The following is a 24,686-nucleotide window of genomic DNA, read 5'->3' on the forward strand; positions in this document are numbered from 1 at the left end:
CAGGCGGGAAGCGCCTTTTCCGGGACATGCCGTAAGCCTCTGGTCTTTTTTGATTGCGGATGGAATACGGTTCCGTCAGAATCGTGCGCAATGAAATGGCGTATCCTACCTCTTCTGCTGGCGCTGGGCGGCAGCGTTTTTGCCGCTGGCGACGTGGAATCCCGTCTCTATCACATCGTCCCGGAACCCGTCGAAGTCAGTACTTCCTCCGGAGTCTGTAAATCTCCCAAAATCCTCAAGCAGGCCGCCAATAAGGCCCTGGGGCCGGAGGGATACAAAATCACCATCAAGCCGCAGGGCGTGGAAATCCAGGCTGGCGACCGCGCGGGCCTCTTTTACGCCAAAAACACGCTGGAACAGCTCCAGGCCCAATACAAGGACGGCGGCATTCCCTGCGGCGTCATTGAAGACAAGCCCCGGTTTGGCTGGCGCAGCATGATGATGGACACCGCACGCCACTTCGTGCCGGTGGAGGACGTCAAAAAATTCATTGATGTGATGTCCTTCTACAAATTCAACAAACTCCATTTCCACCTCACGGATGATCAGGGCTGGCGCCTTCCCGTGCCCGGATACCCCAAGCTGGAAAGCGTGGCCTCCAGGCGTAAGGAAACCTTTGGCAACAAAACCCCCCATGGTGGCATGTACACCAAGGAACAGCTCAAGGACCTGGTGAAATACGCCGCCGCACGGAACATTGAAATCATCCCGGAAATAGACGTGCCCGGCCACAACCAGGCCCTTTGCACCGCCTATCCGGAATTCCTCTGCTTCCCGAACCCCAAGCTGGAAGTGCGCACGAATGCGGGCATCTCCTACACGCTGGTATGTCCCGGCAACCCGGACGTGTGGAAATTCTATAACGCCGTCTTTAATGAACTCAAGGACATCTTCCCGTCCCAATACGTGCATCTGGGCGGAGACGAAGCGCCGGAAGACAACTGGATGAAATGCCCCAAATGCGCTGACTTCCGTGAGAAAGCCGGTATCCGTGAGGAAAACAAAAAGGCCGCCGCGCAAAAGGAAATGGTGGAATTCTTCACCCGGTGCGCCAAAATGCTGAAAAGCCGCGGAAAAACAGCCGTCTTCTGGTATGAGCCCATGGGCAAATATCCGGATGGAGTAATCGTCACCACGTGGAGAGGCGGCCACACGCCTAAAACGGTAGCCAACACCACGGGCGACAAGGTGGACGTTATCTGCGCCCCCAACGGCAAATGCTACTTTGACTATCCCCAGCTTCCCGGCGACTGGCCCTCCGGCCAGCCGGACACGGGCTGGATGCCCGTCAACACGCTGGAAAACGTGTACTCCCTGGAACCCGGGCAAGGCCTCTCCGCCAAGGAAATGGAACGTGTGCGCGGCGTAGACTGCTGCCTGTGGGCGGAACGTCTGCCGAACATTGAGCGCGTCTTCTACCAGGCTTACCCGCGTGCTCTGGCCCTCGTGGAAACCGCATGGTCCTCCAAGGAGGTGAAAAACCTGAACCGCTTCAAGGACAAACTCGAATTCCACAAAAAATTCATGCAGGAAAAATGGGGCATTAGCCTCGAACGCCCGGAAAAGAAATAATGACTAGACAGCGAGAGTCCCTTCCTGAAAGACGCAAACGTTGAAAAAATAGGAAAAACGTTCTTTGCCCTTCTAAAGAAGGAGGCATCAGGCATGAAGGACTCAACATTGTTCAATGACAGGCTTCTGTGATCACAGAAGCCTGTTTTTATATGGTATGCATGGGGGGCTCTTACCATCCCATTTCCGGGATTCTCTAAATACCCATGCGCTTTCCATCCTTGTCAGAGAACATCCGGAAATGAGAGAAGAGCTTGAGAAAAACAGGAAAATGCCTCCTGGGTGAAAAAAAGATTGCCAACCCTCTCTTCTACCGTTACATTACCTCCGCTTTCCTATCTAAGACAATCTATCAACGGGCAGGTGTCAGAGTGGTCGAATGAGCACGCCTGGAAAGTGTGTGTACTGGCAACAGTACCGAGGGTTCGAATCCCTCCCTGTCCGCCATTTTATTCTTTTCATAACCTTGCAAAGTCCTTGATTTTGCAAGGTTTTTTCATATCGTGATTGTACCGCATTCGACCCGATTGCATGAAAAAAGGGTACATATTAGGGTACACTTTTACAATATGTACCCTAATGTACCCCATCGCAAATTCCAACTGATTTTTAAGGCTATGGCTGGATTGAAAAAACGGAACAATACATGGTTTGCCTCCTATTACGTCAATGGCAAAAGAATAATCAAAACGACCAAAATAGAGGTCTCCCCTTCGACGATTCTCCCCGGGAAGACAAAAGCCAAAATGGAGGCCGAGCTCAAGCTGAATGCACAAATTATCGCCAATGAATTGGAGAAGGCCGCCAAAGGAGAAAAGGCAAACACCGAAATCGTCCATGCGGTAGCCGGATCTTCCAAGGCAAAGGCTCTGCTCAAAGGCAAAGCCCATATGCAGGGAGTGGATGATTTTTTGAAAGACTGGATGAAGTCCCGTACGGAAAAAGGGGCTGTTGACCGTGATGGAAAAGCTGTCCGACAATTCTTGTGCTATCTGGATGACCGCAAAACCCTTCCTCTGGATGCCGTTACTCCTCATCATGCAGAAGAATTCATGGCAAAAGAATTGGAGCGTGTATCCAGCGGAACAGTGAAGAGGTATCTTGAATCCTTGACGTGTGCCTTCAATAGCGCTGTCAGCAAAAGGATCATTACGATCAATCCTTTCAAAGGAGTCATTCCCTCCAAAAGCTCTCGGAATGACAGGCAGGAACGAGATGCCTTTTCCGTAGAGGAAGTACAAAAAATGATTTCCGACTTTCCGAATGAATGGCCCGATATGATACAGGTCTGCCTGTATACGGGAGGGCAACGTTTGGGTGATATCGCCAAGCTGAAATGGGAGCAAATCGATTTGGAAGGAGGGCGAATCTCCATGACCTCGGAAAAGACAAAGAGAAGAATGAACAAGCCCGTTATTGAGCAATTGAAAGAAATTCTACAGAGACGGCACGAGAAAAAAATCAATGATTACGTCTTCCCTCTGTCGGCCATGCGCCACTCACAAGCAGGCAACTCAAGCAAGCTCTCATGGGACTTCACTGAGCTGTTACGCAAACATGGATTGATTGTCCGGCACGATCAGAAAGCCCAGGGAAACAGAAGAACCCTTGCGGAAAAAAGTTTCCATAGTTTAAGAGCCACTGCCGTTACCATGTTGCGCTCCATGGGGGTGTCTCCGGATATGGCCCGTTATATTGTTGGTCATGATTCGGAGGACATCGAACGAGGCTATTACCGTCCACAGGAAGAAGCGGTAGCTGAATCCATAGCTCAACTGGGACAAGCCATATCGCCGCAATCCCCCTCCAAGCCTGCATAATTATTCCTCATTCAACTGCATAACATAATCCCCCTGAGTATCCGTGAGAACTCAGGGGGATTTTCATTTATCATGCAGTTTCCGTCAAACTATTCGACATTTTGCATAATATGCTTTCAATCAAATTGTTTTATGTCTCTTTCATGTCTCCATTCTGTGATTCTGTCGACAAATCGAATTCGAGCAATGACTTCACGGCTTCGATAGGAATGACGACGCCCTTGTGTTTGGAGTTTCTTACCCGCTTTTCCGACAACCAACTCGCTTCGGGGAGATTCCTCAGTACGTCTCCCCAACAGTTGCCCCAATCCGTATCTCTGAGGATATTGGATAGTTGCCTGTTTTGGGCGGAAATAAACAACATTTGTGAAGAGCCATTTCCTCCTTGAGGACGGTATACGCTGATGCCAATTCCATCCAGGAGCTTCTTTGCATCCTGTCTTTCAATAGAGGAATCACCGTGAAGGTAGTTTAGAATGACCTGTCCTACCGTCTCCGAATTGCCGACGACGCGACTTTCAAGAATCTCACGCAAACAGCGTTCCGCATCAGTCTCCTGATTTTCGTCTAGAGATCCTGTATTCATCGCTGCCGTATAGATGTCGATTTCCGGCTCGCTGATAATCCCTGCATGAGTCAGAGCATACGCCCCCGCCAGGATATTACCCAGCAGTTCGGCGCGTCTTCCGGCAAGTGCCGGATGTGCAGACAGCTTTTGCTGAATGAGATTCGCATTGGTCGCCATCACAGACGCCAGCGACATCATTCGGGCAATCAACTTACCGGGAGAAATGCCCGCCAGTTTGTTAGCTGCATCATCTCTCTTCTCAAAGCTCTCCAGTCCTTTATTGGGCCTGACATGCAAGTTGATAAACCTTGATTTGTCAGCTGTGCGTTGCAGTGAATTTCCAATACTCAACAGTAAAAAAGACGAACGAGCTCGAAATTCGATAGGAACAGACTCCTTGCTTCCTATAATGGACGTTTCTCCATCAGTCGCCCTCCGGACCAGAGACATAATTTTTTCTACCTTCTGCTTAGAATACTTATCCTGGTTGGCCGCCTCCATTTCGTCCAACAGAACAAGCCGGGCCCCGGAACCGATTTTTTGCCTAATGCCGGCTTCCGAAGTTCCGCCAGTGAAGGAAAGGGAGTAATTCCCAAGGAGCTCCTTCAACCTCGAAACCAGAAATGTTTTTCCCGTGCCGGCAGGAGCATTGATCCAAACATGAGCCCGGGTATCGATGAATCCTGCCGTGATGCCTTGTGCCAGAAAGCCGGATAAAAGCAAGCCTCCCATTTCTTCGCGCCAGGCGAAGGAATTCAGGTAATCAATAATGGCCTGTCCTTCTTCATCGCTCATCGGGATAGTTTCCGGATGTGGAAGGCTTTCGGAACGTTGGTAGATTGTACCTTCCTCCCTAATATTGCTTGTCTCTATGATCTTTCCGCTTTCGATGGTAAAGCACCGATCTCCCGCATTGTAGATAATGGCACTCTTCTCTTTCCAGAATCCAACGCCACGAATTTTATCAGGAGAGTAGTGTTTACGCCCTTGTTGTCCAAAACAATAGCCGGCGGCATCAGTAACGGTCCATTTCTCTCCCAACTTCTCTGTCCACCATGCTTCGGAAGCCAAAGTGATCAGGTTCAACTTACTGTGTTCGCCCGGTTTCAACTCAATTCGGCTGTCACTCATTCGGGAATAGTACACATATTTGCCACCGTTCTTTCCCAGGCAGATGAAAGGCATTTCAGCCTCTTTACCCGCAAGGACATGTTGATTCTGCTCAAGCTTTTTCAATAAAGGGCTGATAGCTCCCTGAAACTCACTCTTCCTATCATCCTCATGCATGGCAAACCTCCTTTTCTACGGGAGTTGAAAAAGAGTTAAGAGCGGAGAGAATGGATTGATACAAAGCCAGACTACCCTCGGAAGCCAATAAAGAACGTGCATCTTTGTAAGGACTTGGAGGAGCCCAGTCCACAACAATGCAACCGATATCCTCAAGAGTTTGCCGAATCTCTTTTGCGGCTTTCCGCCCGGCAGAATCGGAATCAAGCCCGAGGATGACGATCTTCCCTTTGAAGAATCCTGCCCACTCTCGTTTAAAACTCTGAGCGCCGGGAATAGCTACGGCGAAAGGAACCAATTCCGAACTTCCCGCATGCGGGACATTTCCAAATACGGAAGAATCTTCGGGTATAAGACAGCCAAATGCCTGATTGATAGCCAGAGCATCGGATTCTCCTTCACAGATAAGAACGATCTTTCGCTGCTCTGCGAATTCCATCCCCCAAGGTTGATAAGCTTTTCCGGCTACCCACATGAAACGCGAGCTCTCAGCGTTCATTGTGCCGCAAGATGTCCATTTGCCTTCTTTCAAATAGAGCTTGGGGTTGGGATGGTTGATTCTGCAACGCAGTTTGGCTCCCGTATACGTGATGTCCCCATCACTTCCCCTGGCCGTATAAAGATACAGCAAGCGTCCGTCTTCCGTCGCTCCAAGAAGACCTCGCAGACCAGGATGGGAAACGGTGGTGGCAGAGAGCATCAATCCTTCACGCAAGGACAATTCGGAACTTAAAAGGGAACGTAGGAGAATATCCTCTTCCAGCCGTTTGCGGCAAGTTTCCAATTCCATCACATTAGCAGGTTCAAGAAACACAGGAGATTCTGGACGGTGCATCAAACCTTTTTGAAGAATAGACATTGCGCCTGCTCTTTTACGGCTTGAGGAGGAATAGCTTCTTTTGCTCATCTTGCCATCCAGAGAGATATTCAATACCTCCGCCAAATGCTCCAGGACATCCGGGAATTGTGATTTGACATCAAGTTGCTTAAATTCTGCAGCCAGAGTAAAAATATCCCCGCCTTTGTCACATGCCCAGCAACGCCACAGTCCTATTCCGTCACGTTCGTTGACATGTAGTTTGGGGCGCCGATGTTCTCCAAATGGACACCGGAAGAGCTTCTCCCTTCCGATGTCCTTGTGGGTTCCAAACATGCGATTACAGTACTCCAGAAGGAATTTGGGCTGTTTTAATTCTTCGCGATTCATGGGTTACTGTTTGTTAAGGTTCCCCGAAATCGACACCATGTAGGAATCAAGTTCCGCAACATGGTACTTTTGGACTCCATTGTTTGGACGTATCATCTGAACCTTGCCTGCACTTACGGCTCCCGCCAGTATCCTGCAAATCGTAGACTTGCTCGTATCGTAGCGTTTGGCGAGAGTTGCCTGACTGGCCCAGACGACAGAACCGGAGTCAGTCGGTAGTTTGGCAAGGGCGTCAAGACGCTCACGGATGGCATTTAGTGCCGTATAAACATCTTTAGCTGTGAATAGGGGGGTATCAATTGGATTCATAACAATTATGTTGTTAATGTTATGCTTGAGTCAGCCGCCTCAATCCCCTATAATAAGTTCCGACTAAAGAGATCATCATTGAGTGATTCAGGCCTGCCTCGGAATTTGGATCTCCGGGGCAGTTGCTTTTTCAAGCGGGTTGCTTGGAAAGTACCCTTTGTCGATCCGTCTGGATCTTGAAACAAAGAAGAAGCTCTTTCCGGTGCTCAATGAACCACAGATGATGAAAATAATGTACCTGCCATTTCCTCCGTAAGTTGTATGGAGGTAATGAATGTTTATAGCAAATGACTTATAAGGCTATTTAATCAGCACTTTTTGTAGCCATGAAAATCCCCACCGTTCAAGAAACCTGCTTCTGTTGCGAGATCGTTGGTCTTTTTCTGCCTTGTTGTATGTACTCAAATCCTTCGCAATCCGTCCCAGTGTAGTTTCCGTATACTGGGAGTTTCCGTATTTCCTGACGAAGATATCTCCAACCTCTTTTTGTGTAGGAATCCTCTGATGCTCCATCACAAATTCTTTCATGATCTCCTTTAATGCTTCCCATTCAGTATCATCTGATTGTTCTCTCAAGACATCAATACTCATTTGATCTATCAATTTTCCCCATACGGCAATCTGAGCAAAATTTTCAGAGTCTCTGGATTCTTTGAGTTTTTGAGCGAACTCAGTCCCGGCATGGTGACTCTTCTCCAAAAATTCAATTTGCAGTCTTAATTGAGCCATGATTCCTTGTTGATATGCCATCCATCCCTTTTCAAGCAATGATGGATCGTTCATCAAATAAGAAAAATGTTGTTTCAAAAACCTTAACTTCCAAACAATCGTTAGATTATCCGGATAACGGCGTTCAGCTTTCTTCAAGCATCCCCACAATAATCGGAATGATTTTTGACCTGAATGAGTATTTAATATGTTTAGTTCAACAGAAGACCATTCTACATGCTTAATATCAGAATTCATGGCTTTCTGCAGCTGTATTTCTTTTTGAATTTCCTCAGCCTTGAAATGCCATAACGCAGCTGCAAAATCAGGATTTAACCTTTTTCCTTGGAGAACACCTTGTTTTTGCAACGACCAATTACCTTTGGTAGGAACACTGTGTTTTTTACAAAATACCAAAATGCTTGTTTTAATGTCATGTCGGACATGTACAGATTTTTCCTTCCCGTCATAGATGATGTAGCCATCCTGCAAGTCCTCAGAGCAAAAGAGTTTATACTCAGTCTGAATTTCCGGAAGACATTTTGAGAGAACACAATTCAGTAGTAACTGGTGTTCTTTCCAAAAAGCAGTCCAGTCCCATGAAACTAATTTTCGGGCTTCAATAGGTTTTTCCTCAGCTGACATGGTCTGTCAGCATACACCCACGAATCCCCGGGATACAAGAGACAAATCCCCGCCTAAAGTTTTCCAAACAACTTCGGATATTTCTTCCGCATCTCTTCGTGATATCCTCTGTCAATGATCCTCGCACGGAGACTTTTAATGGCTTTCTCCCTCTGCTCGTTATCGGGATTCACCTCCAGATAACATTCCAGGTCGTTACTGAGACGACGGCCATCCTGAAGGATCGTCGTGTTGTAATAGGCCAGAGGTTCCGTCACCTCCTCAAAAACATAATCCGCCTGTCCCGGAAGGTGCGTCTCCTCAAAAGGAAAAGCCGACATCAACAGTCCTGAATTATTCACACGGAACCCCAAGGGGCCAGGTTCCTTGAAATTCTGTGTATAATGAAGAGAAGAAAGGGGCGAGTGGCTCCACCGAATATCTGCATTATTCAGGAAATTGATTATTTGCTGAATACCAATATCCCATGGCTTTCGTCACATAAAGGCGTTTGACAACTTTCCTGCGCTTATGATTCTTCTTCAAAGAGGCCAGCAGAGAATCCGCGTCCCGCAGGCAAATGATACGTCCTCTACGGCAGATAATAGAGTCTTCTTCCATGGTCTTGAGAGCCTTATTCACTTGTGATAAAGAAATCTGGCCGGATTTCTTCAGGATGGAATTGCATATGTGCTTCTGACTGGGCAGGAAATTGCAGTTCAACAATGTCTCCGCGACCTGAATAGCCACACCCGTATAAGGATTCTTCATGGCAACGGGCAATGGCTTGAACTGATTTCTGAATCCGCTTCTCATCATGAAAAATCCTTTCCCTAAAAGAACTCCGTTTCCGCAAAAGTCGACACCACTCAAATTGTGTTGTTCCAAGGTTTCCAAATTTTGTGCCGAAAGATATGGGGTGATGAGAAGTGGAGGTGGGGAAGAAAAGACTGCCGCCAAGCTGTCGGATGAAAGACAATTCTTTTGCTTGAGCTCTTCCAGTACCTTCAGAAATTTTTTGGCAGTCAACCGCTCTGCTTCAACAATAGTGAAATTGCGTGTTGTGCCAGGTGCAGAAGGATTTTTGCCGGAAAATTCGAATCTAGCCTGATCGGAATCGGGATCAATCTCATTATCAAAAAGAGGGGACTGAGTTTTAAAAACCATACGTCCCCCCAGAAAGGAACGGTGTGATTGAAGAAATGTTAACTTACGCTTCATGGCCGCAATTATAAAACATGCTGCCGTAAGAACAATATCTCAAATAAACGTAAACCTTTTGTATTCAATCATGAAAATCACTTCCGCAAGATTATCTCCGCAATGAAATGCATCCCTTTTCTTTTCCCTCGCCAGTCCACCAGTTTTTCCTTATTCCGCAAGGCAAAGAACATATCAGCCTTTATAGCAACAGACATGATGAAACGTGAAAATTCATGGAATTTGTCTATGATGAAACGATCTGGAATATTGTCATACAAACTTTCACAGGCGCTCAATTTCTTCCCTGCTGTGTAATTCAGTCAAAACCAGCTCGTTTGAGTGCCAAAATCCTGGAATTACAGGAGGAAACTCATGAAAATTTCTTCTAAAACGCATCCATTTCAACAGATGGATACTTATAAAGCATTCATCAAGAATGCGTAATTGATCACTCTATTCGAAATTTCATGATTTTGAGATTTTATTTTCTTATCCTACGGAGTCATCCTCCCAAGTCCGCTCCGATTCCCCCAACTCTTAATCAGTATTATTTCCCATATTTTTTTCTCCGAAGACGATAATCACCTTCTTGATTTCGACAAAGGTGTAATACAATAATATGGCTTCAGGGATCCCTATGGCATAGGATAGCCATAAAGGTTGGTAAGGGATAAAAAGAGCAGAAATACAATCAATAATGAAGGAAATCACGTATCCGAGAGCATATCTGGGATGAAAAACAATATTTTTCATATTCAGGTTGTCTGCCATTTTTTGAGCGCGTTCCAGTAGCCCGGGCCATGCGGTAAACGCCCAATAAAAATTGAAGAGAGGAATAAAGAGAAAGCCAACTGCTTTTTCAGGTGAAGGTATGGGTTCTCTCGAAGGAATCAGGTAACTGAGAGGTTGAATATATTTCCATGCTTCATACAGTTTCATGAGGACGTAAATCATCAGCCCCAGAAGTAACAGTAGGCCTACTACACTCATCGTGTCGTTACCCTTGATTTCTGCCTGAGTCATGAAATGCCCCGCTGTGACATAGGCCATCACAAACCAGCCCAATCCCTTTTTGGCTTTTTTATCTACTTCCTCTACATCAAAACTATGATTATTTACAGGGGGCGGCGGGAATGCAGAGTTTGTCCTGAAATCGGTTTCATCAGTATTTTTGATCAAATGATGAATAGGTTCCCAATTGTCCATACCTTCCGTCCAAAAATAATCTGAAGGTTGGGATTTCCCCTGTCGCAGCATATCTCTAAGAGTTGCGATGTCGAAAGGGCCAGTTTGAGTGCCGTCTTGAGCCAAAAGGCGATATTTTTTCTCTTCCTGGTGCGAAGAATTAGGCGGACGCTCCGCTTCCAGAACAAGATGGATAGGGCTCCACGAGGAACGGCCATTCTGTGAGACCAATTCTTCCTTGTCGATACGTCCGGCTTTCAACATGCTGCGGAGCTGCTCTTCATCATAAGGGCCTTCGTGTTTCCCTTGTTTGTTGTAAATGTAATAGGACATGATTGTAAATTGCTTGCGTTTAGTAATATCTCCTTTGCCTCAATGCATCCTTTATGGTTTCAGCTTGGGGATTGCCATACACTCGTCCCTGTCCGCCGCAGTTGGGACAGACGGAACGGAATCCGTTGGAATATAAAATACCGGTACCATCACATTGCAGGCATGGTAAGGCCTGTTGAGGTTCTGCCTGGCGTTGCGCTTGGGTAGCCATGCCTGCTCCTATCAACATTCCTATGGCAGCCGCTTCATCATTGGACATGGATTGGGAATAAGACGACTGAGGAAATGAAGATGAATATCCGCGATCATAATAAGGTTGTCGGCTTGGTTCATTGCCTGCCAAAAGGATAATGAAAAGAAGCGCGACAAAACCAATGCCGGCACCTATGATCATTCTCCTTTTTTTAGTCAGTTTGAAACCTGAAGGCGGATTTACCTGATGATTGCGCCTGTTGCTCTGAGGATGAATATCATCAAGAACTTTATATAGAGGTATCCATTGATTCATGCCCTCACACCAAACGAGAGCAGCCCCGAGAATTTCCTTTCTTTCCATCATTGATACAATTTGGGCAGGAGAATATGGACCGTCCGGTTGTCTCCCGGCCCGGTAGATGTAATAGGCTTTCATAGTTTACTCATGGATGCTAATTGTTATAGAAGAGGCCTTTCCGCTTCCCGGAGGGAAAAGAGCCTGTTTCGTCTTTCTTCTTCGAGAAACTGCCGAACCCATGGTTCTATTTCCATGGATGCCGGGGTATCGAAAATGGACAAGCTCTCTTCTGGGAGAAAAGGAGGCGTATTCCAATGCTCCCTGAAAAACTCATCCTCGGAGAACGTTTTGAGCTGCTGTTCAAAGGTAAGAGGTGAGCAGGAGCAACACAGCATTTGTTCCTTTTGGGCATGGGCAGCCATGATTTTTCCTATTTGCATGGCCGTAAATCCCAGGAAAGCTCCAGCCGTGAAATACCCCGAAGCTGAACTGAGCGCTCCCAGAAGAGCTGATCTGGCCGATGTCCCTAGGACTGTCCGGCCAAGGGCTTCCTTGCCCTTCTTCCTGTTCAGTGCATAGGAAACCCCCGCCCCCAGAATAGCACCCGTCATCGAATGCCCGAAAAACGAAGCAGGATCAACGTAGTCGGTAAAGGTTTTCAGAGTGGAGACACAACCGGCCAGGATGTTTTCTATCCCCGCTCCAATCAACAAGGGATTTTGGGTAGAGTACCCCAATGCCAATTCTATCCCGCCCTCTCCGAAGGTATCAAAAGCCGTCCACGCATCCATAGGGACATTCCCGGACATGGCGGAAATTAGATCACTGGAACCTTCTCCTATGGCTAATAAGCCAATGCCGGCATCCATCATGTTGAGCGACAGATATCCTTTCGGTATTCCCATATCGACCAGCAACGAACCCAAGCCGGATTGTGAAAAACCGGGAATGGGGATCCCTGCCTTGGTGGGGAAATCTGTCAGGAGGATATGCCCCGCTTGTTTGACAGCATGAACTGGGTGCCGGAAAAACTGGCCGGCGATGTCCATAATCAGATCATGACCATGCACCCATCTGTGGCCAAATCCCGAAACGGCATCAGCTGCTGCGTTCTTGGCCAAAGAGGGAAACAATCCATCTACCGTATTTCGCAAGACATCAGCGGGGATGTGCATGTAGGCACATTGAGTTCCGCCAGCTGCCGATTTTATGCAGACTTCCCATAAATCTGATGGAGACATATGATAGGAGAATTATTAATTACCCGGCAAATAACGATTTTCCAATTGGCCTCCTCGCTCCTTCCAGTATTCAGCCAAAGCCCCTCTGAGCCCCTTGCGCAGGGCATCAACGGCTTTGTTCGACAGAGTTGGTGCATCGTTGTCAAAAATGAAATACCCGGCAATAACGGCCAGCATGGCGCCTCCAGCCATAGCTGCGATGGGTCCCAATATGGATGTTCCAATGAAAAAAGCGGTAACTGTCGTAACAATGCCCGCACCCCACCCCAAGGCGGCTCCTACTCCGGCTAAGATGATAGCTATTCCCGTTGTTCCGGATGTAAGTGAAATGACCTGCTTCATCAATTTGAGCTTCGCTTTTTTATCCGGAGCCAGCACTGCTTCGGCTAAATAGCAGGTCATTTCCACTCCTTGGGGAACCTCGTTGAATTGCTTGACGCAAGCGCTCTTCACAACAAGACAGACTTCCTGCATATCGCGCCAGTTCAGGTATTGTTGATCCTGTGGTTTGGAGGAAAGAATCTCCGATGCCTTGGCATTGATGAGCTGTTCCATTCCGACGGTAATTTGATCCAGTGTCATAGCTGTTAATGAGGTATTGCTGAATGTTCAGAAGAACGCGATCGAGATATCAGGATTGCCTTGTTGGGTATCTCCATTTGATTGGCAATGTAGTAGGCTATTTCCCGAAGCGCGTCGGTAAGAGGAAGAGATCGCCATGCTGCATACCTGAGCAAGAAAAGCCTGGCTTCATTGCTAAGCTTTCCCAACAGCTCCAGAACATCGCATTGACTGCTCTCCATATGGCAAAACTATGACTCATCAAAAATATCCGTCAAGATATTTTTGATAGAAATAAATCACACAAAATATCCACTGAGCTCAATAGCATAGCTTTCATGCAAGTCCTTGAATAGCACTTTATCTCTATGAAAAGCTCCAGAATTGACTTGCTTAGCAAAAAAGATAGTATCGAGAAAATGACTCCAGAACTCCGACCACAACAAGACTTGAAAGCCGACGTAAAACGTTGGCTGAAAGCCCGTGGTTTGGACTACAAATGGTTGGCTGAAAAATGCTTTGTCAGTGAAGTGACAGTTTACAACTGGATGGCCAAAAAAAGGATACCGGAAGTCAAAGAACACATCATTCGTTCTTTGATGGCTGAATTGCCCGTCACCCTGCCATCCGTCAAGGTAGAGACAGAGTCGCGTGTAATCCTCCAACTCCCTTCAGATGTTCAAGCGGCATTGGAGCGCAAAGCGCTCGACAGCAAAATGACATTGACCGATTTTCTAGCGACAAAAATTAATGAGATCGTTCACGAGGGGGCTTCTTCTGAATCTTTCCTTGTCGACGAAATTGAGCAAAAGGAATCCTCTCAAGAAGATAACTGATGCTTATTGAATGAAATTGCGTATGTGCCCTATGAGTAAACTCCGAGCAGGAATGTAATACTCTAAGAGTATTATTCGATGTGACAAGTCCTCCGAAAAAAATCCTCAGAATAAAATAGGGGAGCAAAACAATCCGAAGTATTTGTAGAGAACGCAACAGCACGGAACAAATCTAATTTTAAGCTGGTACTTCCTTAGAGGGACAACTATATTAAAATTACTTCTAAGCCGGATTCTAATGAGTTTGGATAGGTAAAATTAGAAGAAAATTTCATTCAAAAATCTTGTTATGAAACGCGCCGATTTGCCAGATATCCTTTACGAGATCCTTAGAGATCTTAATGGAAGAGCACCGATGATGATTGTATTCAGATACTTTTGGAACAAATATGGTAAAACATTATCACCAGAGGATGATATGTTTTATACTTGGAATTATGATATCCGATGGGCGGCAACGCAACTTCGGCAAAAAGATCGTATGAAACCAGCATCAACGAAAGAGAATACACATGGCTCAACCATAAGCCCTCGCGGTATATGGGAAATTAAATAAATAGTTTTTTCTATATCTAAATATACAAACTAATACCTAAGTCTTTTCTTTTGTAACTTCTCACGAATATTTCTTATTTTCTCCTGATCTTCAGAAGATAGGCCAAGCTTCGAAAGTATCATTTGATCTTGTGTCTCCAAAAAATCATTTATCTCTTCCTTTGATTGAATATTAAAAGAAAAGAAAGAATATCTTCCCTCCTCGAAATTTGTGATATAGATCGGCAGAGATTTAAATTCAGAGGGAGTTAACTCCAATACCCCGCCTCCATAAAAACGTCCATTCAATTCAGCCCATGTTAAAGTAAGAGAATTAAAAAATGAAAAAAGTAAGGAATTAATAGAAAATCCTGTTTTCATATGGATCCCATATGCCGCATCAGTAGTAAGAATGTGTGCATCATTTTTCATAAATTTAGGTAATAAATGACATCTCTTAAAGAAAAAGGCTTCCGCTGGCTTGGGAATATTCGGAATGATATACCACTTGTCTCGTTTGAGCATTTTATACCGCTGATCTAATTGTTTAAGTTCTCCCTGTTCAAGATATTTTTGTGCTTTTGATAATATAGGTATGGATTTTTTGCTAAAATCGAGAAGATTTGTCGGTTGTCCAGAACGACGAAGAGAATTAAATTCCTTTTTAGTCAATGAAAATTTTTGGAGAAGTCCTGTTGCTCGCTGAACTATGGGACGAGCATAATCGTGAAGATCGTATTCTTGGATAGTATTATCATCTACGATAAAAAAACTATTTGCTGCTGTTACAACTCCAGGGGCAGATGAAAGGTATTTTGAAAGAGGAAAACAATCTTGAGAAATGCGATGCAAGTAATCTATTTCTTCTGCAGATAGCAAATAATGGCTCCATTTACTTTCTTCTACACGCTGGAGTTGTTGCAAGGAAACAACGTTTTGGGAAGAAGCATTTGGTATAGTAGTGAAGAAAACACCACGTTTGACAGACTGTTTCCTACAAACGAGTAACATGGTATCTTGCCCTTTACAGGTATCAAACATAAGATCTTCGAAAGTAATAAATTCAATTGAGGAAAATAGCTTAAGCAAATGGTAACGAATATCTTCAGCATATTTAACGGCAAGAAATTCTGTAGGAATAACAAAAGCTAACACACCAGAATCATTTAATAACTGAGTACTGGCAATGACAAAAAAAGCCCATAGATTAGTAACCCCTTTAAAATCATAATTATTTTCTCTAAAATATTTGACAATTTTTTCGTGCTGCCCCTTCATATATAAGTTCTTTTTAATATAAGGAGGATTACCAATAATAAGATCATATCTACGAACACAATCTACCGAATAATCAATAAAGTCTTCATTATAACAATAAACGTGTGGGTAACTTTTTTGCAGTAAAGAGATAGCCCGATGATCAATATCCACTGCATCGATATGCCATTTTTGAGAAAAGCAAGGATGTTCAATAATTTCTTTAATAAAGGCTCCCTCTCCTGCACTAGGTTCTAAAATAATAAGATCATTTTTATTCTCTAGAATATCTTCGATACGACTTTTCAAAAGTCGTACCATTTGCGGAGATGTATAGTAAGCTCCTTTAGATTTTTGTATACTCATCCTAGGAAACCCTTAAAAATTCAGTCATATCATAGTATGCCTCTATCACTTCATCTAAAGCATTTTTAAGATCGATATTATCAGGATACTGTTTTTTGAGTTGCCGAGCTTCATTTACAAGAATTGTAAGACGATCTAGCCACCAAATAAGTGCATATTTTGTTAAATAAAGTTTCATTCGTTCGTACATATGCTGAGCTATTTTTTGATGCGGAGCATCAGAACGTATTATTATTCTCCCAAAACAATTGCGGGCAAAATCCTTGTTAAAGTCAATATCACATGGATCAAGATATTCACAAGAATGATCATCACTTTTAGCAATATTAACACTCGCGCAACAATAAACTAGATTTTCATATGTATGAATCAAATCTTTGTAATATTTTTTAGATTTTAAATGATCAATATGGAAGCAAGAAGGTCCTCCAAACCAACCATCACTGCAAAAGGTATATCCACAACGTTTTTTAAAATCTTCTCTTAACTGATCTTTGTATGCACGATAATGGGATTTAGGTAGGCCTCGGTATCCACGGGAGGGTGCATAATATGGATCTCGGAAATTATAATACATGATTAAGATTTTTTTAATTCATTAACAATATTTTCTAATTTTTCCAAGGAACAACTTAATTTATTTAAATATGATTCTGATTTATATTGATTAGGAATTCTATTAGATTTTCCCCCATAAACTTCTTCTAGAAAGGAATCATCCTGTAGAAATTGAGAAGTTTCTTGAGAATTCAAGCGATCCCCATTTTCTATTTTGGAAATTATGTATTTATAACGCTCTTCTGCTTCTCTAATCAATCTTTTGCGAGTTTCTATTTGTTTATATACTCTATCCCAAAAACAAACAGTATCACTATAGCATTCTTGTAATACCTGAGATTTAGTATATACATGGTTAATATCATCTGCTTCCGAAGTCGCATTTTCGGCCCAAGCAGTCAAAACAAAAAAAGGAATTAAGCAGCATCTTTTTTTGTACGCTCTAACAATATCTTCTCCTGTATAATCAACCTGATAACTCATATCACATGTATTATTATTTAGCATAAAATCAGTAATAACGGCATCATAATCTCCCTCTATAATTTCATTAATCATATCATCAAGATTAAGTCGAGGGTAGATCGGAATAAAATCGAATTTCATTTCAAAATCACTAAGTGATAGAGCATTTCCAATTTCTCTCCATGCTCTTTTTTCCTCATCTATATAAAGCAACTTATACATAAAACTAATAAAGCATAGTAAAATACATACAGAATCCTTTTAAATTTCTATTTAAAGAAATTTCTCCTCCGTAATTATGAATTATCGTTTTAACAATCCACATCCCCAATCCAGTCCCTATGGGCTCTCCTGTCTTCACGTCTCTTTTAGTAGTTATTAAAGGATCAAAAATAATTTCAGGAGGATTTAAATCCAATGAAAGCCCCGGCCCATTATCACGATATGTAAATTTTATTACTTTAGGATTATCTTCAATTGTACATTTAATAAAAATTTCTCGTTTATTAGTAGACAAAGAAAATGCATCTATAGAATTAATTATAAGGTTATTAAATATACTATCTAAATCAATTTCTAAACTTTGAATGAATACATTTTCAGGAGTATCACAAGAAAGAGCAATGCCTTTAACTGAAAGAAATGGTTCCCAATTTTTTTGTAATTTTAGAAAATAATTTTTAAGTGAAATTTGTTTGCGATTTCGTTTGTCTTTACGAGCAACTCTTTTAGCGAAATCTATCCATGCTGCAATTTTTCGATCGTCATCCTTATAATCTTCTATCATTCGGAATGGATTGAGTGAATCTTGGCATCCTTTTTGAAGTAGATCCTCTTCTTTGAGGTGACGTTCTAGCGTTTTTTTCAACCTTAGCATACGGGTTTCTTGAATAGCTAACTGTTGACTAAAATCATGTCCGAAAGTAGCCATAACTAAACCATTACTTGCCATAGCCCTAAGCAGGCTTTGTTCTTCCCGAATAGTTCTTTCCAATTCTAGAACTTTATCTCTTTGTTGCCGAGCATATTTTGCCATGGCAATCACTTTAGGATCTAAGTCTTGTGGATCTAATAGGGTTTCGCTGTTAGTTAATTCTTCGACAAGACGTTCTCCTGTTTTAATTTCTTCTGGTATATTTATTTTTGATTGCTCTTTTGAGTAAGATTTAAGCTCTTTGACTATTGTAGAACGATCCTTTTCTAATTCTGCAATAATCTCAATAATTAACATTTTAAAAAGATTAAATGCATCTCCTTCCTGCAAACCTTCACGGCTGGACTTATCTTCAAAACATGGATTAAGAAGGCGAGATATTTCAATAACCCCACTAAGGTTATTAACTTCCATTCGATAACCACCTAAATTTCTCCCAACGCCTGCCGGGCTTTTAGCTTTTCTTGGTCCTAAAGATAACCAGTCAAAAGCTGATTCTCGGGGGTCACCATAGGGACGAACCCGAAAGTTGTCTCTGAAAATTTTGATACCTTTGAATGTTTCAAGCCATTGTTGACGTTGGCCGCTCTGATAATTGATATTACGATAAAAGTACAATGAAATGTCCTTAGGGCGAACCGAGCGTTTTAGGTAGTAAAGAGTTAATGAAAAAGGCCCTAACTTAGCAATTTGCTCATGGGGCATGCCCGGAAGAAGGGTGAAAATAGACTTTGTCAAAGCAAAACCTTTATCAGAAAATTCTGAACGTCGATATGGGAATTTTTTCATTTTCCCACGTTCAAAAAAATCATCCGGTATTTTATTTACATCATATTCTCGCCGAATTATATGCAAATTGAGCTTTCCATCAACATTAACATCAGCTCTCAATTTATAATCAAAATCATCACATATACTGCTCAAAACTTTTCCATATTCATGGGGTTGTTGGATATGCTCGAAAATAATAGAAAATTCCTCGTTCCCCAACGGTGGAGTAAGAATGACAAGGTCGTTAAAAAGGTTAGTTATGTCTTTGGAAAACCAATCATCTCGCAATTGTGTAATGCGCAAACAAGTACCAGTAGACATTTCAGAGAGGTTTTCTAATGATCTTTTTGAAAGGGCAGGATAATGTTGAAGTAAACATTCAAAATAATTAGAATCGTTAATATTTTCTAATATTGCTGAAACATCTTCAATTTTTTTGCCTTCACCATCAAACTCATTCCAATTAACAGTCCATTTAATAGCTTGAAGATGTTTCTTTTTTGTGAATGATATCATTTCACATTGCTCTCCCAAACGATCTAAAGCAAAACGCCCAATGCCTTTAGCTCCAGATTTAATTCTATCTTTAATATTACTTTTGAAATTAATTAACTTATTTTGAGTGCCAATGACCATCCAATGATCTTTTACAACATCTGAAGACATTCCTTCTCCATTGTCAATAATATATATACTTGACAATTTTTTGCAAAAATTATTATAATCAAGATCTTGTTGTGCTGTTAAATTTGCTCGTTTCTTAGCCACATTAAAATTAACTTCAAAATAAGAATTTAATTCTTCTTTAGACAATCCTGTTTGCTCTACGCGTGTTAATACTATATTCCATTTTTCGCAAGAAAGGATTTTCGTCTCATTTGTCAAAGGTATATCAAATATGATTAAGCATTTTTTTGAATCAGCATCATAAGAATTTTTGACCAATTCAATTATGGCACCGCGAGCGGACGCAACATTCTCTCGGCCGATAAGCCTGGCTGTACGAGCAGAAACAGTAAAAGGAAGTCTTTCCATTTTCGGGTTACATTACTACATTGATTTTGCCTTTTCAAGAGTATTGCTTTTGTATTTCATAATTATTTCATTATAATTCAGTTGTGATTTATTTTAGATAAAAAAGAGGAGTCGATTGGACAACCTCTTGAACGCCTTCCTTAGACAACATGTCGTCTTGGAAGGCATGTCTCACCGCCGGGCGATGAGATTGTAAATGGCTTGGAGTAATTGCGCGAGGATCATGGAATCAGCGGGGTGGAGGTTGAGACCAGGGATCTTCCGCCTCTTCCTCGTAAAGGGAAGGAGGACGAGGGCCGTTCCTCTGCTTGTTCCGAATGAACTCGCCTACCTTGTCGGAGGCGTAGCCCAGCAGGATGCGGGTGAGCTCGAACAGGATGATTTTTATCATGGGCATGGTGGTTGTGGTTTGGTGACGGCGTCGATGATGATTTGTTCCAAAGCCTGGACAATGGCCTCGGCGCCTTTTTTGTACACGACGACGGCGAGCAGTTTCCCATTGTGATGGAGTACCGCCCAGTAGCGCGTGTCCTTGTATTTGACGATGTGGTACATGGTTCCGGTGTCTGGATGGATGTCTCTTCAAAAGAGGCAGAACCACAGAAGCAGTCCTGCCGTCATCAAGCCGAAGGCCAGCACGATTCCCCATTTGAGGAGAGTGAACAGCCACGGAAACAGGAACCAGCCTGCGACAGTCACGAGGAGAAAGGTCAGCATACGGATGAGGGGTGATGATGATCTTTCTGTTCCATGACTGTCCGGGAACCGGTTGATGCCGCAGCATTCCTGCCGGCCAGCCGGATGTTGCCCAGATAGGCGGCCCATTCCAGCAGGGCTATTCGCCCGTCCCAGGTGGGATGCCAGGTGCGGGGGAAGACGAAGGGATCGTCTTCCCCCGTTTGGCAGATGAGTAGTCCACGGCGTTCCAGCAGGCGAATGATTTGCCTGACTCTTCCCCGCTCTTCCGAGTGGAAGGAGCCAATCAGTTCATCGCTCGTTTGTCCGGATACGGATTGCGTGAGAATCAGGACTGCGGCTTGCGCTCCCGTCAATGAGTAGGATGGATTCATGAGATGTTTCCTTTTCTGTTGTCATTTTTGAACCGTGCTCAGGAGATCAAACCGCAGACGGAATCGCACAGACCGTGCAGGGCCTGGCTCCGTTTGGCGACCACATGCGGGTTGACGGCCTTGAACTGCTCCGTAAAGGCGTTGAACAGGCTCCAGACGGTACGGGATCGGAATTCTTCATGAAGCGGCTCCCGCCAGTACCGGATGACTTCCGGCAGGACGGTCGGCGTAATGGCCCGGCAGTCGACCGCGCGGATCAGAAGATCATGCGCGGCCTTGTCGGTCAGTCTCTGTTTTTTGTAGGCGGCAATCCGTTCGTCTTCACGATGGAATTGTTCCCCAAGCCGTCCGACAGCCCGGGAGGTCATGAAGCGCAGATCCCGTACGGCGAACCTCGTATGTTTTCGGGAGAGTTTCACTTCTCCGTTGAACGCGAGGTTGTCGCAGACGAACACGCGCGTTCCCATGACCAGAGAGGCCGGGAAGGTTTTGTCGTGGGAGTTGCGGATGCCGACAATCCACGAGTAGTCGCCAGGGCCGTCGTCAGGCTGCAGGATTTGGAGGACGCCGAAATACCGTTTTCCTTCATGACTGAGGGCGTGGGTGGTTTCCCCGATGCCGAAGCCGTGGGCGGTAAGCTGGGATTCCACTTCCTTCAGCAGAAAATCATGGGGAAGCGGGAACCATGATTCCGTGCAGGACGGGGTCTCCACACGGGACAGGGTTCTCCTGTCGACGACCTCGGCCCCGCAGTGGAGGAGAAGCCCTTTGCGGAATACGGTCGGGGGAATAACCGGAGCCGCTGCCGGTTCCGGCATGATGTTTCTCCGCTGGAGGTGGGCTGCCTGTCTGGTATCTTCCAAAGGCAGGATATTCCGGGCTGCTACCGGATGGTGCGGCAATGCGATGATAGGATTCATATTAATGATGAAATATGGGTTGAAACGAAAACACCCGCTCCCCTGCGAATGGGAAACGGGTGTTGAGTAATGAAGTCAGAAGTTAAAGGCCTGTCTTCAGGTTTATATAACGGGTAGCGGTCAATAATTGCCGTTATCAGGGCTTTGTATCAAAAGCACACACTCTGTGACTGCTTGTGTGTACTTTTGCTCCTATTGGCATCAGATCACACTTCCGGATCACGATGGAATGTTTGTCTCAAGAGAAGATCAATATCATAAAATGATTGCATAAATATACTGTTTGTGTATATTTACGCAATCAAATAACGAAATGGAAGGATTTACCGTCAGATCCTGGATACAGGAACAGGCAACTCAAGGTCGCCTGTTTTTTACTCGTGAAGAGATACTGAAAGCACTACCCGATACGTCTAAACAGACAGTGGCAGTTGGGCTGTTGCGTGCCCGGGAAACTCGCCTCATTTCTATCGCCTGGCAGGGATTTTATCTCATTCTTCCCCCTGCTTACGTCAAACAGGGGACATTGCCTGTCACCATGTATTTGGACGCATTGATGAAGTATTTGGAACGTTCCTATTGTGTTGCGCTGCTCAATGCTGCAGCATTCTACGGAGCCGCTCATCAGAGTCCCCAAACTTTTGCTGTCATGACGACCATACCCGTTCCCCGGTCCAGAACCCAACATGGCACACGATTGGAGTTCGTGGGAAAGCGGGAGTTCAGTCAAGGTATCCCTCCTGAACTGCTCAAGGAGTTCAAAACTCCTTCCGGATACATTCAAGTTTCTTCTCCGGAATTCACGGCCTTGACGTTGGTTCAATATGCCGGGCGCATTGGAGGACTCTCCCGTGTGTTGACGGTACTGGAAGAACTTTTGGAAGCCTGCCATTTCGATCATATGCCGGGCAGTATCCTATCGTGCGTACCTCTGCCTTGTTTTCAACGACTCGGCTATATGATAGAAGTCCTTCTGGGGGATAAAGAACAAAGCCGTAGCCTGTACGCATTTTTGGAAACTCATCGCCAGCCTTTGCAAAAATCCCTTTTGTCTTTGGAAAGCCCTGTCAAAACAGGAACAGCAGATAAACGCTGGAAACTTATCATCAACGAAACTCAGGAAAGCGACCTCTCATGATTCCCGAATACTTTGTCCGATCATGGGCATCACAAGCACCATGGCCCCGGAATGAACTTGTCGAACAGGACATGATCATATGCCGTGCCTTGATTGCCATTTTCTCAGATCCATTTCTTGCAGAGCATCTGGCTTTTAGAGGTGGAACGGCTCTTCATAAATTGTATCTGTCGCCCCAGCCCCGGTATTCCGAAGACATTGATTTGGTTCAGATCCATGCCGGCCCCATCAAGCCGATTTTGGACCACCTCCGTGAAGCTCTGGCCTTTCTGGGTGAACCTAAAACAAAAAGAGCCAGCCATAACAATACCCTTGTCTACAGGCTGGAATCAGAGATTCTCCCTATCATGCCTATTCGGCTGAAGGTGGAAATCAATTGCCGTGAGCACTTTCATCAGCTGGATTGGGTACATCTTCCGTTCCGCATGAACAATGATTGGTTTTCCGGCGAGTGCCGCATTACCACTTATGAACTGGATGAACTGCTCGGCACCAAAATGAGAGCACTTTATCAAAGGCGAAAAGGACGTGACCTATTCGATCTGCACCGGGCTCTTTCCGAAGGAACAACTCATGCAGATCGCATTCTTTCGTGTTTTCGCACCTATATGGAATTCGTAGTCGACAGATCTCCTTCGCAAAAGGAATTTGTAATGAACCTTGAGCAGAAGATGTCCGACCCTGTGTTTCTTGGAGATACGGAAGCCATTTTACGTCCCGATACGGACTATGATCCAGCCCATGCGTTTGAACATGTTATGGAGAGACTGATCTCCAAGCTGTAGAATAAAATCTGACAGCTAAAGAAAACATCGTTGCGCTACCCCGGCTGAGGGATAGCGCAACATGATTCAATGAGCAGAGCTATGGAGCGATACCCACAGGTTTCCAAATCCTGTTGCCCCTTCCAAAATAGGACTTGGATACAGATGGAGCAATATACTCAGGCCAGACAACATTCTCCCCACAAGTATACGGAAAGAGCAGAATGAGAGTTCTCATGGTATCAGAATGGTGACTGTTTTCTTGAGACTGGAGCGAGTTGACGATGAGCATAGTTCTCTGTGTAGGAATCCTTGCCGGATGCCTTTCCAGATTTTGCGATCAGCTCGTTGATAAGAGTGGAGGCTTCCAGCTTATTCAGCTGGGAAACGCCCTTGCTGAAACAAAGTACAGCCAGATCATGGAGAGCTGAATCATTGATCCCGTTTTTGCGGGCCAGAGAAAGTATGACCTGCTTCTGTTTATCTGAACAATGCCATGCCGGTTCTTCGGGGTGAGATGCCTTGGAATTCGAAGACGATTGAACAGGAAGCCGTGGAGCCTGACGCATGGCAGGAAGCGACGTACCGGATACGCATCTCGAGCCATAGGAAGCATCAGGAACAAATCCAACCTGCTTGATCTGGGCATCCACAGCAGACTGGAGCGAGCTGTAGAGGCGTTCTGCGGCGAAATCGAGTTCAGAGGTGTTTCCGATCTCCGTTTCAATGGAGACTTCGAACTGATGGGAAGAATACCCCGGTAGGCCGAGGCGTTTGCTGTAGTTGGCGATGAGTTTGATAGCCATGATGATTTAATATGTTGATGGTTGATGACGAAAAGACCTCTGCGCGCATTGCATACAGAGGCCGGGAATCAGCGGATAATGGTTCCGCCATCTTCATATAACGGGTTAATACACCCAATTG

At 44.5% G+C, this 24,686-nt stretch carries 25 protein-coding genes and 1 tRNA gene; 7 read left to right on the forward strand and 19 right to left on the reverse strand.

Features of this window, described 5'->3' with window-relative positions; all coding sequences use genetic code 11:
• Positions 1-90: 90 nt before the first annotated feature.
• The 3 genes from M8N44_RS11355 to M8N44_RS11365 all read left to right on the forward strand — a co-directional run bounded on the left by M8N44_RS11355 (position 91) and on the right by M8N44_RS11365 (position 3,392).
• Positions 91-1,572, forward strand: a complete 1,482-nt coding sequence (locus M8N44_RS11355) for a beta-N-acetylhexosaminidase (RefSeq protein ID WP_180975256.1) — start codon at positions 91-93, stop codon at positions 1,570-1,572.
• 357 nt (positions 1,573-1,929) lie between these two features.
• A tRNA-Ser gene (locus M8N44_RS11360) sits at positions 1,930-2,019 on the forward strand.
• A 170-nt stretch (positions 2,020-2,189) separates the two neighbouring features.
• Positions 2,190-3,392, forward strand: a complete 1,203-nt coding sequence (locus tag M8N44_RS11365) for a tyrosine-type recombinase/integrase (protein WP_180975257.1) — start codon at positions 2,190-2,192, stop codon at positions 3,390-3,392.
• Between the two features lie 130 nt (positions 3,393-3,522).
• Here the strand turns inward: M8N44_RS11365 and M8N44_RS11370 are convergent, their stop codons facing one another.
• The 9 genes from M8N44_RS11370 to M8N44_RS11410 all read right to left on the reverse strand — a co-directional run bounded on the left by M8N44_RS11370 (position 3,523) and on the right by M8N44_RS11410 (position 13,132).
• Positions 3,523-5,247: a hypothetical protein gene (locus M8N44_RS11370; protein ID WP_102728973.1), complete on the reverse strand. Its 1,725-nt coding sequence runs from the start codon at positions 5,245-5,247 to the stop codon at positions 3,523-3,525.
• Positions 5,240-6,454 carry a toprim domain-containing protein gene (locus M8N44_RS11375; protein WP_102728974.1) on the reverse strand — a complete coding sequence of 405 codons (1,215 nt, stop codon included), beginning with the start codon at positions 6,452-6,454 and terminating at the stop codon, positions 5,240-5,242. Before M8N44_RS11375 ends, M8N44_RS11370 begins: the two co-directional genes overlap by 8 nt.
• Positions 6,455-6,457: 3 nt before the next feature.
• A complete protein-coding gene (locus M8N44_RS11380; protein WP_102728975.1) occupies positions 6,458-6,763 on the reverse strand; it encodes a helix-turn-helix domain-containing protein in 306 nt (101 codons plus the stop codon).
• Positions 6,764-7,063: 300 nt separating this feature from the next.
• Entirely contained in the window at positions 7,064-8,116 is a 1,053-nt protein-coding gene (locus tag M8N44_RS11385; RefSeq protein WP_102749381.1) for a hypothetical protein, read from the reverse strand.
• A gap of 426 nt (positions 8,117-8,542) precedes the next feature.
• On the reverse strand, positions 8,543-9,316 hold the full coding sequence (locus tag M8N44_RS11390) for a hypothetical protein (protein ID WP_146021185.1): 774 nt from the start codon (positions 9,314-9,316) through the stop codon (positions 8,543-8,545).
• A 519-nt stretch (positions 9,317-9,835) separates the two neighbouring features.
• On the reverse strand, positions 9,836-10,816 hold the full coding sequence (locus M8N44_RS11395; RefSeq protein WP_102728982.1) for a DUF4339 domain-containing protein: 981 nt from the start codon (positions 10,814-10,816) through the stop codon (positions 9,836-9,838).
• 19 nt (positions 10,817-10,835) lie between these two features.
• Entirely contained in the window at positions 10,836-11,447 is a 612-nt protein-coding gene (locus M8N44_RS11400) for a GYF domain-containing protein (protein ID WP_102728983.1), read from the reverse strand.
• A gap of 23 nt (positions 11,448-11,470) precedes the next feature.
• Positions 11,471-12,550 (reverse strand): hypothetical protein, encoded by a 1,080-nt coding sequence (locus M8N44_RS11405; protein ID WP_215458520.1) that lies wholly within the window; start codon positions 12,548-12,550, stop codon positions 11,471-11,473.
• A 15-nt stretch (positions 12,551-12,565) separates the two neighbouring features.
• Positions 12,566-13,132 carry a hypothetical protein gene (locus M8N44_RS11410; protein ID WP_102728985.1) on the reverse strand — a complete coding sequence of 189 codons (567 nt, stop codon included), beginning with the start codon at positions 13,130-13,132 and terminating at the stop codon, positions 12,566-12,568.
• Positions 13,133-13,479: 347 nt separating this feature from the next.
• Between M8N44_RS11410 and M8N44_RS11415 the strand changes: the two genes are divergently transcribed.
• On the forward strand, positions 13,480-13,947 hold the full coding sequence (locus M8N44_RS11415; protein WP_102728986.1) for a hypothetical protein: 468 nt from the start codon (positions 13,480-13,482) through the stop codon (positions 13,945-13,947).
• Positions 13,948-14,236: 289 nt separating this feature from the next.
• Complete coding sequence (locus M8N44_RS11420) at positions 14,237-14,503, forward strand: hypothetical protein (protein ID WP_180975258.1); 267 nt, start codon at positions 14,237-14,239, stop codon at positions 14,501-14,503.
• A 29-nt stretch (positions 14,504-14,532) separates the two neighbouring features.
• Here the strand turns inward: M8N44_RS11420 and M8N44_RS11425 are convergent, their stop codons facing one another.
• The 9 genes from M8N44_RS11425 to M8N44_RS11460 all read right to left on the reverse strand — a co-directional run bounded on the left by M8N44_RS11425 (position 14,533) and on the right by M8N44_RS11460 (position 21,857).
• Positions 14,533-16,104 (reverse strand): Eco57I restriction-modification methylase domain-containing protein, encoded by a 1,572-nt coding sequence (locus M8N44_RS11425; protein WP_102728987.1) that lies wholly within the window; start codon positions 16,102-16,104, stop codon positions 14,533-14,535.
• Between the two features lies 1 nt (position 16,105).
• Positions 16,106-16,681 carry an HNH endonuclease family protein gene (locus tag M8N44_RS11430; RefSeq protein WP_146021186.1) on the reverse strand — a complete coding sequence of 192 codons (576 nt, stop codon included), beginning with the start codon at positions 16,679-16,681 and terminating at the stop codon, positions 16,106-16,108.
• Between the two features lie 2 nt (positions 16,682-16,683).
• Positions 16,684-17,349, reverse strand: a complete 666-nt coding sequence (locus M8N44_RS11435) for a hypothetical protein (RefSeq protein ID WP_146021187.1) — start codon at positions 17,347-17,349, stop codon at positions 16,684-16,686.
• Positions 17,350-17,353: 4 nt separating this feature from the next.
• Positions 17,354-19,867, reverse strand: a complete 2,514-nt coding sequence (locus M8N44_RS11440) for a sensor histidine kinase (protein ID WP_102728989.1) — start codon at positions 19,865-19,867, stop codon at positions 17,354-17,356.
• Positions 19,868-20,096: 229 nt separating this feature from the next.
• A complete protein-coding gene (locus M8N44_RS11445) occupies positions 20,097-20,258 on the reverse strand; it encodes a hypothetical protein (RefSeq protein WP_215709444.1) in 162 nt (53 codons plus the stop codon).
• Complete coding sequence (locus M8N44_RS11450; protein WP_180975260.1) at positions 20,255-20,422, reverse strand: hypothetical protein; 168 nt, start codon at positions 20,420-20,422, stop codon at positions 20,255-20,257. The genes M8N44_RS11445 and M8N44_RS11450 overlap by 4 nt, the downstream gene beginning before the upstream one ends.
• Before the next feature lie 27 nt (positions 20,423-20,449).
• Positions 20,450-20,584, reverse strand: a complete 135-nt coding sequence (locus M8N44_RS13970; RefSeq protein WP_257228592.1) for a hypothetical protein — start codon at positions 20,582-20,584, stop codon at positions 20,450-20,452.
• Positions 20,578-20,937 carry a hypothetical protein gene (locus M8N44_RS11455; RefSeq protein WP_146021188.1) on the reverse strand — a complete coding sequence of 120 codons (360 nt, stop codon included), beginning with the start codon at positions 20,935-20,937 and terminating at the stop codon, positions 20,578-20,580. Before M8N44_RS11455 ends, M8N44_RS13970 begins: the two co-directional genes overlap by 7 nt.
• 38 nt (positions 20,938-20,975) lie before the next feature.
• Complete coding sequence (locus tag M8N44_RS11460) at positions 20,976-21,857, reverse strand: DUF932 domain-containing protein (protein WP_215451177.1); 882 nt, start codon at positions 21,855-21,857, stop codon at positions 20,976-20,978.
• Positions 21,858-22,170: 313 nt separating this feature from the next.
• Between M8N44_RS11460 and M8N44_RS11465 the strand changes: the two genes are divergently transcribed.
• Entirely contained in the window at positions 22,171-22,995 is an 825-nt protein-coding gene (locus M8N44_RS11465) for a type IV toxin-antitoxin system AbiEi family antitoxin (protein WP_102728991.1), read from the forward strand.
• On the forward strand, positions 22,992-23,780 hold the full coding sequence (locus tag M8N44_RS11470; RefSeq protein ID WP_102728992.1) for a nucleotidyl transferase AbiEii/AbiGii toxin family protein: 789 nt from the start codon (positions 22,992-22,994) through the stop codon (positions 23,778-23,780). The genes M8N44_RS11465 and M8N44_RS11470 overlap by 4 nt, the downstream gene beginning before the upstream one ends.
• Positions 23,781-24,001: 221 nt before the next feature.
• Here M8N44_RS11470 and M8N44_RS11475 read toward each other — a convergent pair whose 3' ends face one another.
• Positions 24,002-24,565: a hypothetical protein gene (locus M8N44_RS11475; RefSeq protein ID WP_102728993.1), complete on the reverse strand. Its 564-nt coding sequence runs from the start codon at positions 24,563-24,565 to the stop codon at positions 24,002-24,004.
• Between the last annotated feature and the right edge of the window lie 121 nt (positions 24,566-24,686).

The sequence above is a fragment of the Akkermansia massiliensis genome, assembly GCF_023516715.1.
GTDB lineage: Bacteria > Verrucomicrobiota > Verrucomicrobiia > Verrucomicrobiales > Akkermansiaceae > Akkermansia > Akkermansia massiliensis.

Excerpts from the sequence above, each read along its gene's own strand:
- M8N44_RS11470 (WP_102728992.1), top strand. The coding sequence starts at position 22,992 with ATGATTCCCGAATACTTTGTCCGATCATGGGCATCACAAGCACCATGG.
- M8N44_RS11415 (WP_102728986.1), top strand. The coding sequence starts at position 13,480 with ATGAAAAGCTCCAGAATTGACTTGCTTAGCAAAAAAGATAGTATCGAG.
- M8N44_RS11460 (WP_215451177.1), bottom strand. The coding sequence starts at position 21,857 with ATGAATCCTATCATCGCATTGCCGCACCATCCGGTAGCAGCCCGGAAT.
- M8N44_RS11375 (WP_102728974.1), bottom strand. The coding sequence starts at position 6,454 with ATGAATCGCGAAGAATTAAAACAGCCCAAATTCCTTCTGGAGTACTGT.
- M8N44_RS11475 (WP_102728993.1), bottom strand. The coding sequence starts at position 24,565 with ATGGCTATCAAACTCATCGCCAACTACAGCAAACGCCTCGGCCTACCG.
- M8N44_RS11430 (WP_146021186.1), bottom strand. The coding sequence starts at position 16,681 with ATGTATTATAATTTCCGAGATCCATATTATGCACCCTCCCGTGGATAC.
- M8N44_RS11380 (WP_102728975.1), bottom strand. The coding sequence starts at position 6,763 with ATGAATCCAATTGATACCCCCCTATTCACAGCTAAAGATGTTTATACG.
- M8N44_RS11410 (WP_102728985.1), bottom strand. The coding sequence starts at position 13,132 with ATGACACTGGATCAAATTACCGTCGGAATGGAACAGCTCATCAATGCC.
- M8N44_RS11435 (WP_146021187.1), bottom strand. The coding sequence starts at position 17,349 with ATGTATAAGTTGCTTTATATAGATGAGGAAAAAAGAGCATGGAGAGAA.
- M8N44_RS11455 (WP_146021188.1), bottom strand. The coding sequence starts at position 20,937 with ATGAATCCATCCTACTCATTGACGGGAGCGCAAGCCGCAGTCCTGATT.
- M8N44_RS11400 (WP_102728983.1), bottom strand. The coding sequence starts at position 11,447 with ATGAAAGCCTATTACATCTACCGGGCCGGGAGACAACCGGACGGTCCA.
- M8N44_RS11365 (WP_180975257.1), top strand. The coding sequence starts at position 2,190 with ATGGCTGGATTGAAAAAACGGAACAATACATGGTTTGCCTCCTATTAC.
- M8N44_RS11385 (WP_102749381.1), bottom strand. The coding sequence starts at position 8,116 with ATGTCAGCTGAGGAAAAACCTATTGAAGCCCGAAAATTAGTTTCATGG.
- M8N44_RS11355 (WP_180975256.1), top strand. The coding sequence starts at position 91 with ATGAAATGGCGTATCCTACCTCTTCTGCTGGCGCTGGGCGGCAGCGTT.
- M8N44_RS11405 (WP_215458520.1), bottom strand. The coding sequence starts at position 12,550 with ATGTCTCCATCAGATTTATGGGAAGTCTGCATAAAATCGGCAGCTGGC.
- M8N44_RS11440 (WP_102728989.1), bottom strand. The coding sequence starts at position 19,867 with ATGGAAAGACTTCCTTTTACTGTTTCTGCTCGTACAGCCAGGCTTATC.
- M8N44_RS13970 (WP_257228592.1), bottom strand. The coding sequence starts at position 20,584 with ATGCTGACCTTTCTCCTCGTGACTGTCGCAGGCTGGTTCCTGTTTCCG.
- M8N44_RS11370 (WP_102728973.1), bottom strand. The coding sequence starts at position 5,247 with ATGCATGAGGATGATAGGAAGAGTGAGTTTCAGGGAGCTATCAGCCCT.
- M8N44_RS11425 (WP_102728987.1), bottom strand. The coding sequence starts at position 16,104 with ATGAGTATACAAAAATCTAAAGGAGCTTACTATACATCTCCGCAAATG.
- M8N44_RS11465 (WP_102728991.1), top strand. The coding sequence starts at position 22,171 with ATGGAAGGATTTACCGTCAGATCCTGGATACAGGAACAGGCAACTCAA.
- M8N44_RS11420 (WP_180975258.1), top strand. The coding sequence starts at position 14,237 with ATGAAACGCGCCGATTTGCCAGATATCCTTTACGAGATCCTTAGAGAT.
- M8N44_RS11390 (WP_146021185.1), bottom strand. The coding sequence starts at position 9,316 with ATGAAGCGTAAGTTAACATTTCTTCAATCACACCGTTCCTTTCTGGGG.
- M8N44_RS11450 (WP_180975260.1), bottom strand. The coding sequence starts at position 20,422 with ATGTACCACATCGTCAAATACAAGGACACGCGCTACTGGGCGGTACTC.
- M8N44_RS11395 (WP_102728982.1), bottom strand. The coding sequence starts at position 10,816 with ATGTCCTATTACATTTACAACAAACAAGGGAAACACGAAGGCCCTTAT.
- M8N44_RS11445 (WP_215709444.1), bottom strand. The coding sequence starts at position 20,258 with ATGATAAAAATCATCCTGTTCGAGCTCACCCGCATCCTGCTGGGCTAC.